The organism is Hymenobacter sedentarius (assembly GCF_001507645.1).
GTDB lineage: Bacteria > Bacteroidota > Bacteroidia > Cytophagales > Hymenobacteraceae > Hymenobacter > Hymenobacter sedentarius.
On record NZ_CP013909.1, the window covers coordinates 3,853,905 to 3,867,957 of the forward strand.

9 protein-coding genes and 1 other RNA gene are annotated in these 14,053 nt (G+C 60.5%); 6 read left to right on the plus strand and 4 right to left on the minus strand.

Translation table 11 applies throughout. From position 1 onward, the window contains the following. Positions 1 to 159 precede the first annotated feature (159 nt). The gene (locus tag AUC43_RS15900) at positions 160 to 1,005 is read left to right on the plus strand and encodes an N-acetylglucosamine kinase (protein ID WP_068195841.1); all 846 of its coding nucleotides are present in this window, start codon (positions 160 to 162) and stop codon (positions 1,003 to 1,005) included. 146 nt (positions 1,006 to 1,151) lie between these two features. On the opposite strand, the gene AUC43_RS15905 is transcribed toward AUC43_RS15900, so the two are convergent. Beyond that, on the minus strand, positions 1,152 to 4,016 hold the full coding sequence (locus tag AUC43_RS15905; protein WP_071885945.1) for a DUF4961 domain-containing protein: 2,865 nt from the start codon (positions 4,014 to 4,016) through the stop codon (positions 1,152 to 1,154). A 214-nt stretch (positions 4,017 to 4,230) separates the two neighbouring features. Between AUC43_RS15905 and AUC43_RS15910 the strand changes: the two genes are divergently transcribed. The 4 genes from AUC43_RS15910 to rnpB all read left to right on the plus strand — a co-directional run bounded on the left by AUC43_RS15910 (position 4,231) and on the right by rnpB (position 9,438). Continuing rightward, a complete protein-coding gene (locus AUC43_RS15910) occupies positions 4,231 to 5,154 on the plus strand; it encodes a DUF2279 domain-containing protein (RefSeq protein ID WP_233254030.1) in 924 nt (307 codons plus the stop codon). 133 nt (positions 5,155 to 5,287) lie between these two features. Continuing rightward, positions 5,288 to 6,496 carry a Smr/MutS family protein gene (locus AUC43_RS15915; RefSeq protein WP_082685133.1) on the plus strand — a complete coding sequence of 403 codons (1,209 nt, stop codon included), beginning with the start codon at positions 5,288 to 5,290 and terminating at the stop codon, positions 6,494 to 6,496. Positions 6,497 to 6,692: 196 nt separating this feature from the next. Then, positions 6,693 to 8,558: a M1 family metallopeptidase gene (locus AUC43_RS15920; RefSeq protein WP_068195850.1), complete on the plus strand. Its 1,866-nt coding sequence runs from the start codon at positions 6,693 to 6,695 to the stop codon at positions 8,556 to 8,558. A gap of 416 nt (positions 8,559 to 8,974) precedes the next feature. Continuing rightward, positions 8,975 to 9,438, plus strand: an RNA gene (rnpB, locus tag AUC43_RS15925) — RNase P RNA component class A. Positions 9,439 to 9,611: 173 nt separating this feature from the next. Here the strand turns inward: rnpB and AUC43_RS15930 are convergent. After that, positions 9,612 to 10,070, minus strand: a complete 459-nt coding sequence (locus AUC43_RS15930; RefSeq protein ID WP_068195854.1) for a c-type cytochrome — start codon at positions 10,068 to 10,070, stop codon at positions 9,612 to 9,614. 8 nt (positions 10,071 to 10,078) lie between these two features. Next, positions 10,079 to 11,365 (minus strand): PQQ-dependent sugar dehydrogenase, encoded by a 1,287-nt coding sequence (locus tag AUC43_RS15935; RefSeq protein WP_068195857.1) that lies wholly within the window; start codon positions 11,363 to 11,365, stop codon positions 10,079 to 10,081. A 296-nt stretch (positions 11,366 to 11,661) separates the two neighbouring features. Between AUC43_RS15935 and AUC43_RS15940 the strand changes: the two genes are divergently transcribed. Further along, positions 11,662 to 12,825 carry a sigma-54-dependent transcriptional regulator gene (locus tag AUC43_RS15940; protein ID WP_068198758.1) on the plus strand — a complete coding sequence of 388 codons (1,164 nt, stop codon included), beginning with the start codon at positions 11,662 to 11,664 and terminating at the stop codon, positions 12,823 to 12,825. A gap of 177 nt (positions 12,826 to 13,002) precedes the next feature. Here the strand turns inward: AUC43_RS15940 and AUC43_RS15945 are convergent, their stop codons facing one another. After that, complete coding sequence (locus AUC43_RS15945) at positions 13,003 to 14,022, minus strand: acyl transferase (protein ID WP_068195861.1); 1,020 nt, start codon at positions 14,020 to 14,022, stop codon at positions 13,003 to 13,005. Between the last annotated feature and the right edge of the window lie 31 nt (positions 14,023 to 14,053).

The window sequence follows — 14,053 nt, forward strand, 5'->3', positions numbered from 1 at the left end:
CACTCAGAATTATTGTTTTATTATTTTCTGGGTTCGGCGAAATTCAATTTTACGCATTGCATTCGCAATGGCTGGGCATTTTCAATACGAGCCATCTAGCTGCCGGTTTCATAGCTGGGCCTTACTTTCGCCCCACTGTCCCACTCGTAACTATAGCTTATGATTCTGATTGCCGACGGCGGCTCAACCAAGTGCAGCTGGTGCCTGCTCGATGATACCAAAAACCGCGTTTACTTCAACACCGAAGGCTACAACCCCGATTTCGTGGATACGGCGGCGATTGCGGCATCACTCACCCAAAACCTGCCCGATACGCTCCAGCGCGACAAGGTAACAGAAGTGCACTTCTACGGCGCCGGCGTGTCGTCGGCGCTCAAGGCCGAGGTGATTGCGGCGGCGCTGCGGCAGCTGTTCCCCCAAGCCAAGGCCACGGTGACGGAAGACCTGCTGGCCGCTGCCCGCGCGCTGCTGGGCCGCAAGCCAGGTTTTGCTGCCATTCTGGGCACCGGCACCAATTCCTGCCTCTACGATGGCCAGAAAATCACCTACAACGTGGATTCGCTCGGCTACTTCCTGGGCGATGAGGGCTCGGGGTCGTTCTTTGGCAAGCGCCTGCTGCGCGACTACCTGCGCGGCCTGCTGCCCGATGGCCTGCAGGAAATTTTCCGCGAGACGTATTCGCTGGGCTCGCGCAACGACATCCTCGACCGGCTCTACAACCAACCCCTGCCCAACCGCTACCTGGCCAACTTCGCCAAGTTTGCCTACGACCACAATAACGTGAGCTACTGCCGCGAAATCGTGCTCGATGGCTTCGAGACGTTCTTCCAGAACCTGGTGCTGCACTACCCCCGCTACCAGGACTACACCTTCAACTGCGTGGGCTCGGTGGGCTACAACTTCCGCGACGTGCTGACGCAGGTGGCCCGCGGCCACGGCATGGAAGTCGGCAAGATTATCCGCTCGCCTATCGATGACTTGGTGACTTACCACGAGCACGAATAGGAACTGCTTCTGACGCCCATATTGAACCGCAGCAGCCCAAGCTGACACCCGGATTATTGAGCTGAAAAGCTTGGTTGCTTACTTCATAGAAAAGGCCCGCCGTGTAGTACGGCGGGCCTTTTTGCTGTCCGAGGCAGCGGGTTGAGCTAGTTGACTACCAGGCGCAGCATTTGCTGGCGGCTGTCGGCCCGCAGCTGCACGATGTAGACACCCGGGGCAAGCTTGCCGAGCGGCAGCTCACGGGTGTGAGCGCCGGCTGCTTCGCGAACGACGGGCAGGGTTAGTACACTTTGGCCCAGCACGTTGCGCACCGTGAGCTGCACGGGCGCGCCGGTGAGCAGCTCGTACTGCACGGTGGTGGTGCCGCTGGCGGGGTTTGGGGCGGCGGTCAGGTGGAAGGCATTGGCCGTTTCCTGGCCGGGGCGGGTGGCCAGCAAGGTGCTGCGCTGGATGCGGCGCGAGGTGTATACGGCGTAGTCGCCGGGCTGCAGGCTAATGGGCGCATTCACGTTGGATACCGTGATGCTGTCGCCGCTCAGGTAGTTGTACCACTTGCCGGTGGTCTGGAAGGCGGGGTCAATGGTGGTCGCCGTCACGTCGAAGTTGCCGATGATGGTGACGCTCACCGTGGCATCGGCGAGGTGGATGGACTTGGCAGCGCCGGCCAGGCTTTGGGTGTAGGACGTGGGCGTTTCAAACACCGGTTCCTTTTTCTTAAGCGCAATCAGGCTGCGGTACACGTCGTAGAGCTTGCGGCGGTTGGGGTCCTGGTAGTAGGGCCATACGGCGGGCTTGGCGCTGAGCTTGCACTGGTCGTTCGGGTAGGGCGTGGGCAGCGTGCCGTTCGAGCACATGAAGATGGACTTGTCGTAGCCCAACTCGCCAAACTGCCAAACCATTTTGGGGCCCGGCACGGTGAAGAAGAACGCGGCGGCGAGCTCCTGGCGGGCCAGCGCGGTCTTAAGGTCGCGGGTGGTGTAGGTGCCCGAGGAGTTGCCGAAGGTGAGGTTTTTGTACATCAGGCGCTCCTCGTCGTGGCTTTCCATGTAGGTAATCAGGTTGGGCTGGTTCCAGCCGCGGCCGCCCTGGGCGGTGCTGCCGTAGTAGCCGTAGCTGAAGTTGGAGCCGGGCAGGTAGCCCATGGTGGCCTCGTTGTAGTTGTAGTTGGCGTTGCCCCACAGCATGAAGCCGACGTCGGACAGAGCCTTGCCTTCGCTATTGTCGGGGAAATGCTCCAGAATCGGGTACAGCGTGGGGTCGACGCTGACCATGTGCTGGTAGTAATCCTTCCAGATGTCGATGCGCGACTGGTCGTAGTTAGGGTAGGTGCTGGTAGTGGTGATTTTCTGCGAAAAGCCACCGGCCAGGTCGAACCGGTAGCCGTCTATCTTGTATTCCTGCAGCCAGAACGACATCACCTGCTTCGAGAAATACCGCGTGAACGGGCTCTCGTGGTTCATGTCGTTGTACACGTTGTAGGGGTGCGTGGCGTCGCGGTTGAACCAGGGGTTATCGGCCGACGGCTTGCCGCCGCTCTCGTACAGCTGCACCATGGGGCTCTGGCCGGTGGAGTGGTTGAGCACCATGTCGAGAATCACGGCGATGCCACGGCGGTGGGCTTCGTCGATGAACTGCTTCAGGGCTTCCTTGGTGCCGTAGTATTTGTCGGGCGCGAAGTAGAAATCGGGGCTGTAGCCCCAGTTGTCGTTGCCGTCGAACTCGTTGATGGGCATCAGCTCAATGGCGTTGATGCCCAGGCGCTTGATATAGTTGAGCGTATCGCGCAGGGTCTGGTAGTCGTGGCGGGCCAGGAAGTCGCGCAGGTGCAGCTCGTAAATCACGAGGTCGGCGCGGCTGGGGCGCTGGAAGTTGGTGGTGCTCCACACGTAGGGCGCCTGGTTGGACTGCAGCACCGACACGATGCCCGTGGTCTTGCCCACCGGGTAAGGCTTCAGGTTGGGGTAGGTAGCGGCCGGAATGTACTGGTCATCGTTGGGGTCCAGAATCTTCTCCGAATACGGGTCGGCCACGCGCAGGGTGCCATCCACGAGGTACTGGTAGGCGTATTCGCGGCCGGGCGTGAGGCCGTCAATCTGCACCCACCAGCGGTTGCCGTCGGGCGTGCGCTTCATGTAGCTGCTGTTGTCGGGCTGCCAGTTGTTGAACTCGCCAATGGCGTAGGCAAACTGCTTGTTGGGAGCCGTCAGGTTGAGAATCACCGACGTGCCGCCGGCCAGGTACGTAATGCCGTCCTTGGCTCCGGCCGGCAACGCGGCCGTGACCACCGGGGGCCGCACCACAAACACCAGCGAATCGGTGGACTGCGCGCTGCCGTTGTCAGCCTTAAACTTCACCACGCTGCGGCCCGCTTGTGCGGCCGTAACCGTGGTGGTAAGCGTGGTGGCATTGGCCTGTTGGGCTACCTGGGTGCCGTTGAGGCTAAAGGTCAGGGTAGCGGCCGCCGAAGCCGATCCGGTGATGGTGAGCTGGTCGTTGAGGTTGACAAACAGCGGATTGCCGCCGGCCGAGGTGGCGGGGCTGGTGATGCGGGCCGAGAGCCCGGCCGCGGTCACGTCCACAAAAATGTCGCCGCCGTTGGCCGCCCGGCCCACGATGGAGCCGCTTGCGTTTTTGAAAATCATGCCCAACCGCAGGATGGTTTCGCTGGCGGGCACCGGGTAAAAGGCGCGGGGCGTGAAGGTGATGTGGTAGAGGTTGGGGTTGGCGGCGTCGCGGGTCATCAGTGCGGCCGGGTCAGCCACCGAGAAGCTGGGGCTTTTCACGTTGCGCCACGAGGTGTTGTTGGGGCTGAGGTTGGTCACCGTGCCGGTCCAGATGTAGACGTCGCCGGTGAAATCCTTAAGGGCGGCGTTGCCCTGGCTGGCGTCGAAATTGATGGTAACCGGGGTGGTTTCAGTAAAGAAAACCGGCTGGGTCGTTACCACTTGGGCCTGGGCTGTCCAGGCCAGCAGTACCAATAGCAGGGTTGTTAAGCGTCGAAATGTTTGCATTAGATAATGGTTGGTGGGATAGGAAAACTGGAGGAAAAGCCGCTTGCGCTGGGGCGCTGGCAAGCTCTACGGTGAAACGACTGGCAAGATACGGCGGCGGCGTACCCGGCCGGTCGGGCCCGCCGTACCTTTGCCCTCTATTGTTGCCCGCATGACGCCTTTTCTTCGCTTTCTGGTTCCATTGCGGTTGTGGTATTTAGCTGGATTAGTGGCTGTGCTTTTGTTAGCTGCGCCCGAGAAGGCAAATGCCCAGATTATCCCCCACCCCGACAGCGCAGCCGCCGCAGCGCCGTTGCTTGGGCCGTCGCAGGCTGCCGCAGATGCCGCGGCGCAGCGCAAGCGCCGCCTGCGCCTGCTGCTGGGCGGCTCGGCGGTGGGCTACAGCGTCATTTACACCGGTCTCACCACCTCCTGGTACACCGGCGAGCGGGTGCCGATGCATTGGTTCAACGACCTGCCCGAGTGGCAGCAGCTCGACAAGGCCGGCCACTTCTGGGGTTCGTTTCATGAAAGCCGCGGCGCCATCGACATGCTGCGTTGGGCTGGCCTGAGCGAAAAAAAAGCCATCTGGTACGGCTCCTTCGTGGGCTTCGCCATCCAGAGCCCGCTCGAGCTGCTCGACGGCCGCGACCCGGCCTACGGTGCCTCAGCTACCGACCTGGCGGCCAATTTCCTGGGCTCCTCGGCCCTGCTGGCCCAACAGCTGGCCTGGCACGACATCCGCATCATGCCGAAGTGGTCGTTTCACCTCACCGGCTACGCCCAGCAGCGGCCCAACGTGCTGGGCCGCACCGTGCCCGAGCGCTGGCTGAAGGACTACAACGGCCAAACCTACTGGCTCTGCACCGACGTGGGGGCCTTCCTGAAGCCCGGCAACCGCTGGCCGCGCTGGCTGCAGCCGGCCGTGGGCTACGGCGGCGAAGACATGGTATATAACGACGACGGTACCAACGCCGCCGCGGGCCTGCGCCCCTACCGCCAGCTGTATTTGTCGCTCGATGTGGATTTGCGCCGTATACCCACCCGCAGCGTGCTGCTTAAGCGGGTGTTCTACACCCTCAGCATTTTCCACCTGCCCGCCCCCGCCCTAGAATACAATGGACGCAACGGTTTTCAATTTCACGGGCTCTACCTGTAAGGAAGCGTCCGCCGAAATCCGTTTGCAAACCCGTTCCACCCCTTCTAACCGTACTTTTGAAGAACCCGACTGGCCCCGGCCGCTGTTTCTTGCTTCATAGCAACAGCCCCAGCCAGCGTAAATCAGTGATAATATGAACGTAGGAGATAGAGTGCGCCTGCTCACCGGCACCGAAGAAGGTATTGTAACCCGCCTGCTCGACAGCGAGCTGGTGGAAGTGGCCATCGACAACGATTTTACCATACCCGTGCTGCGCCGCGAAGTGGTGGTAGTGGCCCAGGAAGAAGGCAACAACTTTGACCGCACCACCCCCGATTACCGCGTGGGCCAGGTGCCGGGCAAAAACGCCAACGCCAGCAAAAAAGACAAAAGCGCCGCCAAGCCCGTAGCGGCCCGGCCCGCTCAGCCCTCGCTGGCCGAGGCACTCGCCGCCGTGGCCTCCAGCGGCGCGGGAGTGGCCAAAATCAACACGCCCGCCCCGGGCGCCAAGCAGGCCCCGGCCGCCAAAGGCGTGTTTCTGGCGCTGGTGCACCAGTCGCCCGAGCTGCTGGGCGTCACGCTCATCAACAACACCGAAGCCGAGGTGCTCTACACCTACGGCGAGGAAACCAGCACCCGCCCCTACCGCGCCCTGGCCGCCGACAAACTCGGCCCCAAGTCCACGACCAAGCCGCTCTCCTTCCTGCACATGAAGGATTTTGAGACCTGGCCGGCCGTTATTTTTCAGCTGCTGCCCCACCGCCTCAACGGCGACGCCGCCTACGAGCTGCTCACCAAGCGCCAGGCCTTCAAAGCCAGCACGTTCTACTCGAGCAACCGGCCCGCGCCCGTTATCGGCAAAGAGGCCTACCTGTTTCAGCTAGATGAAAAGCCCGCCGCAGCCATTGAGCCTGAGCAGCTAACGCAGGAAGCACCCGCTGCCCCGGCGCCTGCTCCGGCCAAACCCGCCGGCGTAGATGCTGCCGCCCTCAAAGCCCAGCTCACCGGCGATGCGCCCGCCAAGCCCGCCGCCGTGGTAGCAGCCGCCACGCCCGCCCCCACCGGACCGGTAGTAGCCCCGCCCCACGAGTTCGACCTGCACCTGGAAGCCCTGCGGCCCAACCACAAAGAAGATCTGTCGAATACGGCCATTCTGCGCATTCAGCTCGATGCGTTTGAGGATGCGCTGAGCCGCGCGCTGGCCACCAACATGCACGAAATCGTGTTCATCCACGGCATGGGCAACGGCGTGCTGCGCAAGGAAATCCACCGCCAGTTGAGCCGGAACAAGGACATCAAGTTCTTCGAGGACGCCCGCAAGGAGAAATTCGGCTTCGGCGCCACGCTGGTGCGGCTGAAGTAGCTTTTTACAGGTCTGCGCTTACCATTACCAAAAGTGCTTGCAAACGTCATGCTGAGCGCAGTCGGAGCATCTCTACCGGGGAAGTAATTATTTACTCTCGCGGTAGAGATGCTTCGACTGCGCTCAGCATGACGTTCTTTTATCAATGGTACTTACCTACCATACTCCCCACTACTCGCAATTCTTGTTCTGTTCCATGCGCTTACCCTTACTGTTCGCTTCTTTCCTTTTCACCTTCGCGGCCTTGGCCCAACAGCCACTGCCCGTCCCGCGCAATCTGCAAGCCACCTACACCAAAGGCACCCGCGCCGAAACCGGCCTGCCTGGCCCCGCTTACTGGCAAAACACCGCCGACTACGACCTCAACGTCACGTTCAACCCCGTGACCCGGCGCGTGGCGGGCAAGGTGGCCATCAGCTACCAGAACAACAGCCCCGATTCGCTGCGGCAGCTTTGGTTCAAGCTCTACCCCAACATCTACCAGAAAGGGGCGCCCCGTACGCGGGCTTTCAAGCTCGAAGACGTGAACGAGGGCATCACCATTTCGGCCCTCACCATCAACGGCGAGGTGTTCGATGTGAAGAAGCTGGCCGTTGAAAACACCAACCTGGCCGTGCCCCTGCGCCGCGCCATCGGTGCCCGTAAAGTGGCCACGGTGAAAGCCACCTACTCCTATACCCTCAACAAAGGCTCGCACCAGCGCACCGGCGAAGTTGAGCCGGGAGCCGCTTTCGTGGCCTACTTCTTTCCCCGCGTGGCCGTGTACGACGATATCGACGGATGGAACCGGCTGGCCTACACCGGCGACCAAGAGTTTTACAACGACTTCTGCAATTTCAAAGCCGCCGTTACCGTACCCAAAGACTTCGTGGTGTGGGCCACCGGCGACCTCCAGAATGCCGCCCAGGTCCTGACCCAGAAGTACGCCCAGCGCCTGCAGGACGCCGAGAGCAAGGATGCCGTAGCCGCCATCATCACGGTCGACGATGCGAAGCGGCGCGACATCACCGCGCCCAACGCCCAGAACACCTGGCGCTTCGAGGCCCGCAACGTCACCGATTTCGTGTTTGCGACCAGCGACCACTACGTGTGGCAAGCTACCAGCCTGGTGGTAGACCCCGCCACCAAGCGCCGCACCCGCGTCGATGCCGTGTACAATCCCAAGCACAAGGATTACGAAGAAGTTATCGACTTCAGCCGCAAGACAGTGGAGGCCATGAGCTACAACTTTCCGAAGTGGCCCTTCCCCTACGCCCACGAAACGGTGTTCGACGGCCTCGACCAGATGGAGTACCCCATGATGGTGAACGACAACCCCACCGCCACCCGCGAAGACGCCATTGAGCTAACCGACCACGAAATCTTCCACACGATGTTCCCCTTCTACATGGGCATCAACGAAACCAAGTACGGCTGGATGGACGAGGGTTGGGCTACCATCGGCGAGTGGTTGCTGTCGTCGATTATCGACCCCAAGCTGGACGACGACTACGGCGTGGCCCGCTACGCTACCTACGCCGCCACCGAAAACGACCAACCCATTGTCACGCTCAGCACGCAGCAGAGCGGCATTCCGTTCTTCCTCAACTCCTACCCCAAGCCCGGCATGGGCTACCTCTACGTGAAGGATTTGCTCGGCGACGAGCTGTTTACGAAGGCGCTGCATACCTACATCCGCAACTGGAACGGCAAGCACCCCATGCCCTACGACTTCTTCAATAGCATGAACGCCGGCGCCGGCCGCAACCTCAACTGGTTCTGGCAGCGCTGGTTTTTCGACAGTGGCTACCCCGACCTGGCCATCGCCAGCGTGAATAAAACCACACCCGGCTACGACATCGTTGTGCAAGCCAAAGGCAGCAAGCCCGTCCCCGTAGACCTAACCGTGACCTTCGCCGACAACTCCACCCAGAAGTTCCACCGCACAATCGGCGTCTGGGAAACGGGCGCTATGTCCGTCACCATACCTGTCGCCACCAAGCAACCAGTGAAGCGCGTAACCTTGGGAAGCACCTTGGTGCCAGATAGCTTTCCGACGGATAATGTGTGGGAGGAGAAGTAGGATGAACTGGTACGTAATTTTTCAGCAGTTCCTTAATTCTGAACAAATCGTCTTCAATACTAGACCCTTCGAACAGTCTTATAGCAACTGTGCAGGACTTGTCTAATCCATCCCTCGTCCTTGGACTCACTTCCTGATTATTGGTAACGGCGGTAAGAAGATTTTCAAGTGTGACTGTTATCGATTGTATTATTCCATCAGGCCCTTGCTGTTTAAGTGCTAAGTTTTTCTCGATGGAATGAAATTTATTGAGAAGTTTTGTCAACTCAGCTATGAGTACTGGTACCTGCTCAGGGTTTCTTATCATTGGATTATCAGCTCTACAACTGTAAAGGTGATAGAAAATAAGAACCAAAGTAATCTTGAAAATGTAGCGTGGGCCAAAACCTAAAACCAGGTGGCTACCTTTGCCTGCAGTGATGGGTCGCCCCACCGCGGCGCCAAACGCAAGAATGGCGACGAGGAAAGTCCGGGCAACGCAGAGCACCCTGCTTCCTAACGGGAAGGACTGGCGCGTATAATGCAAACCAGGACAGCCAGTGCCACAGAAAACTACCGCCAGACGGTGACTGCGCGACAGAGTAGCTGAGCGAATAAAATCACTCAGTCATTCAGCCACTCAGTCACTCGTGGTAAGGGTGAAAAGGTGCGGTAAGAGCGCACCAGTGGGCGGGTAACCGTCCCGGCTGGGTAAACCTCAGGGGTTGAAAGACCAAATAAGCTGGTACGCCGGCGCGGCTTCGGCCGCATCGGCACCGGGCGGCTCGTCCGGCGCCAGCGGGTAGGTTGATGGAGCCTTTCCGCAAGGACTGGCCTAGATAAATGGTGGGGACGCGCCCTCGGGCGCGGACAAAACCCGGCTTATAGACCCGTCACCAATCATCAAAAAGGCCGCCGCAACGGAAGTTGCGGCGGCCTTTTTGTTGTCTGTCTTAATTCGCCTGTCATGCAGAGCGCAGCAAAGCATCTTCTCACGGCTAAACGATTTGTTCAGTCGGGATAAGATGCTTCGCTGCGCTCTGCATGACAGGAAGTGTGACAAGGCAAAGTATCCTACTTCTTATTCGCAACACGCACAGCTTTCACCTCAGCAGCTTTCACGGCGCTGGCTTTGTTGCCAAAGCTGTTGCGAACGAAGGTGAGCACATCCGCCATTTGCTGGTCGTTTAGGTAATCCTGCGACGGCATCACGTTATTATACGGCTCGCCGTTGATGTCCACGCCTTGCAGGCCGTTGAGCAGCACGCGGACCAGGCGGGTTTTGTCGCCCAGCACGTAGTCGGTTTTCGTGAGCGGCGGGTTCAGGCCGTCTACTCCCCCACCGTCGGCCTGGTGGCAGGTGAGGCAGTATTGGGTGTAGATGGATTTGCCCTGGAGCAGGGACGCGGCCGGCACACCTGCCGTAGCCGTTTTTTTAGCGGGGATTTTGGCTTTGGGAGCTGGTTTTTTCTGGGCCAGGGCGGGGCCGCCGGCCAGGGCCAGCAGCGCCAGCCCAACGAGGGTCTTCTTCACAAACGCGCTTATTTCTTATTGTACACAATGCGGTAAATCGTGCCCTTTTTGTCGTCGGAGACATAGAGCGAGCCATCGGCGCCTTGGGCTAAGCCGCAGGGCTTGTGGTCGGCGCGGCCAGTGGCCACTTTCTCGGGCGAGCCGGCGAAATTATCCGCAAACACTTCCCAATCGCCGGAGGGCTTGCCGTCTTTGAACGGCTGGAACACCACGTAGTAGCCTTTCTGCGGCTCGGGGGCGCGGTTCCAGGACCCGTGGAAGGCGATGAAGGCGCCGTTGCGGTATTTCTCCGGAAACATGGTGCCGGTGTAGAACAGCAAGGCGTTGGGCGCGGTGTGGGCCGGGTAGGCCGCGGCGGGCTCGATGTAGTTGCCGGGCGATACTTTCTTGCCGTCGCCGCCGTACTCGGGCGCCATCATGCGCTTGTGCTGGGTGTTGTCGTAGTACATGTAGGGCCAGCCGGCGTTGTCGCCTTTTTTCAGCGCGTACAGGCACTCAGCTGGCAGCTCCGCCGATTGCTTGGTGTCGTAGAGCTCCGGAAAGATGTCGTGGAGCTGGTCGCGGCCGTGCTGCATCACATAGAGCTGATTGGTTTGCGCGTTCCAATCCAGCCCAACCACGTTGCGCAGGCCGGTGGCGTAGCGGGTGCCAGTACCGTAGGTCTGGTTGAGCTTATCGGCGCGGAACTGCCAGATTCCGCCGGCCGAATCCAGAATGGGGCAATTGGGCATGCCCAGCGAGCCTTTCTGCCGGTCCTTCACCTGGCAGGAGTTGGAATACGCCCCGATGTTGACGTAAATGTTGCCCTCCTTGTCCAGGGTGATGGATTTGCTCTCGTGCTGGTGCCGGTTTATCAAGCCTGTCACGATTTTTTCGGGCTGCGTGGGGTTGGTCACCTCGCCTTTGCTGTTGAGCTTGTAGCGGAACACTTCCTCGTCGGAAGTAGCGTACAGATAGCCGGCGTTGGCATACACGCCCGTGCCGCCGTAGCTGCCAAAGCCGCCGGTCACGGTGGCTTTGCCGGTGGGGCCTTCGTGCAGTACCAGAATGCCTTTGCCCTCTTTGTTGGGCCGGTTCAGCTTCACGTAGATGTTGCCTTGGGGCGTCACGGCCAGGTGGCGGGCCCGCGCACCGGTTTCGGCCACCACCAGGGCGCCAAAACCGGCCGGCAGCTTCAGTCCCGCATTGTCGGGGTCCGCCGTCACTACGGCGACCTTGGTGGTCAGGGAGTACAAGGAAAGGCTCCCGACAATGGCCGTGGATAGCAGCAGGCCGCGGGATAGAGCGTTTTTCATGAGTTGAGCTAATTCAGTAAGTTTTATTTTTGCTGTAGCGAGTGGCAATTGGGCTGATTAGGGAACCGGCCGAACAGAAATTGAGCTGCATAAAGGCTTTGCCCGCAGCTGGCACCTGCTGTGCTTCCTGGAAATGCTCCAACTCGATTAAGCCATTGGGGGTTTCCAGGTCAGCCGTAGCCAGCCCGACGATGAGGCGAAGATAATGGCAGATGTCGACGGCGCCCGATTCTACGGTCCGCCTTTGTCGGGCTGCTTTTCGTTACTTTCGGCCCCGACTTACCTACCCAATGTCCATGCCCCGCATTCTCATCATCGACGACGAACGCGCGATTCGTCACACGCTCAAAGAAATCCTCGAGTTCGAAAATTACACCGTCGACCAGGCCGAAGACGGCCCCGCTGGCCTCGACATGCTCATCCAGCAGAAGTACGACGTGGTGCTCTGCGACATCAAAATGCCCAAGATGGACGGCCTCGAAGTCCTGACCCGAGCCCAGGCCATGGGCGCCGATGCCGCCTTCATCATGGTATCGGCCCACGGCAGCATCGACACCGCCGTGGAAGCCACCAAAAAAGGCGCCTACGACTTCCTGTCCAAGCCGCCGGACCTGAACCGCCTGCTCGTGACGGTGCGCAACGCCCTCGACCGCACCAAGCTGGTGAGCGAAACCAAGACCCTAAAAAAGAAGCTCTCCGTCACCAAAGGCTCGGAGATGGTGGGCTCCTCGGCCGCACTGGCGGCTGTGCGCAAGGCCATTGCCAAGGTGGCCCCCACCGATGCCCGCGTGCTCATCACCGGCCCCAACGGCGCAGGCAAAGAAATGGTGGCGCGCCAGCTCCACGAGATGAGCCAGCGGGCCAACGGCCCCATGGTGGAAGTAAACTGTGCCGCCATCCCATCGGAGCTGATTGAAAGCGAGCTGTTCGGCCACGAAAAAGGCTCCTTCACCTCGGCCGTAAAGCAGCGCATCGGCAAGTTTGAGCAGGCCGACGGCGGCACGCTCTTCCTGGATGAAATCGGCGACATGAGCCTCTCGGCCCAGGCCAAGGTGCTGCGCGCTCTGCAGGAAAACAAAATCACCCGCGTGGGCGGCGAGAAAGAGATTCCGGTGAACGTGCGCGTGCTGGCCGCCACCAACAAGGACCTGATGCAGGAAATCGCCGACAAGAACTTCCGCGAAGACTTGTACCACCGCCTCTCCGTCATCCTCATCCAGGTGCCCTCGCTCAACGAGCGCCGCGAAGACATCCCGGAGCTGGTGCAGAAATTCCTCAACGACATCGCCGCCGACTACGGCAATAAGCCCAAGAAGATAGACGAAGCCGCCCTCAAATACCTGCAGGGCCTAGACTGGCGCGGCAACATCCGCGAGCTGCGCAACGTGGTCGAGCGCCTGGTGATTATGAGCGACGACACGATTTCGGAAGCCGACGCGAAGGCGTTTGCGGGGAAATAGCCTTCGCCCCTTACGGAACCTCACCCCCGGCCCCTCTCCAAAAGAGAGGGGAGCCACGGCACCAAGTTTCAGCTCAATCTCAATCTAAATGAAAAGGCCCGGCTCAATTGAGCCGGGCCTTTTCATTGCCTTACCGTTAGGCTCCCCTCTCTTTTGGAGAGGGGCCGGGGGTGAGGTTCACACCATCTGATTGCACCCGCGCACGTCGGAGTTATCCATGCGGCCCAGGACTTCAAAGGAACCATCGGGGTGCATGCGCGCCAGGTCTTTGGTTTCGATGAAGGCGCAGGAATCCACGTTGGCCAGGTCGATGACGTTGATGGCGCCATCGGGGCGAAACTCGGCTACGGAGAACGGGTCGGAGGGGTCGCGCAACAGCACGCGCATCACTTCGGGGCAATGGAAGCGGCCTTTGCCCAGGGAGTAAGCCTGGCTGAGCAGTTCGGTCATGCCGTACTCGGAATGAATGCCGGCCGGGCCAAAGGCAGTCTGCAGCTCCTGGTGCAGCTCTTCCCGAATCATTTCACGGCGGCGGCCCTTCATGCCGCCGGTTTCGAGCACGGTGAGGCCCTGCAGCTCCGGCGCAGCACCGGTTTCGGCCACAAAGTCAAGTAGCGCATAACTCACGCCGATGAGCATCACGCGGCGGCCGGGCACCTGCTTGGCCTCGGCCAGAGCGGCGCGCAGCGCGGTGTGGTCGTGTAGAAAAAAAGCCGCCTGGGTCTGGCCCGAGCGCCGGGAAAAATCGTCCACCATCGCCACCAGCGACGAGTTGCCTTGCTCCAGGTACGAGGGCAGCAGGGCCAGAAACGTCCAGCCCGTGAGTGGCCCGTAGCGCTGCTCGAAGATGCGGGCGGCGTTGTCCCGGTATAGGGCGGGGTCGCGCACGAGGTGGCGGCTGCGCTGCTGCAGGGTGGTGCCGCTGCTTAGAAACACTTCCTGGGTTTCCCAGGCGGCCGGGTCGGTGCGAACCTCATGGGTCTTGAAAAACTCGATGGGCAGAAATGGGATATCCGCCATCCGGGAAACGGCCGCTGCTGGATTATGCCCCGGCCGGGCACGACCCAGTTGAGCTAAATATTCGGCGTAGGGCGGGCAGTGGGTGGCCTGGTACCGAAACAGGTCCAGCGCCGCGGCCTCGAAAGTAGCGGCCGTGAGCAGCGGCAGGCGCTGCAGGAAGTCGGTGCGGAAACTCATGGGCGGGCCGCACGGTTAGCAACCAGATTCG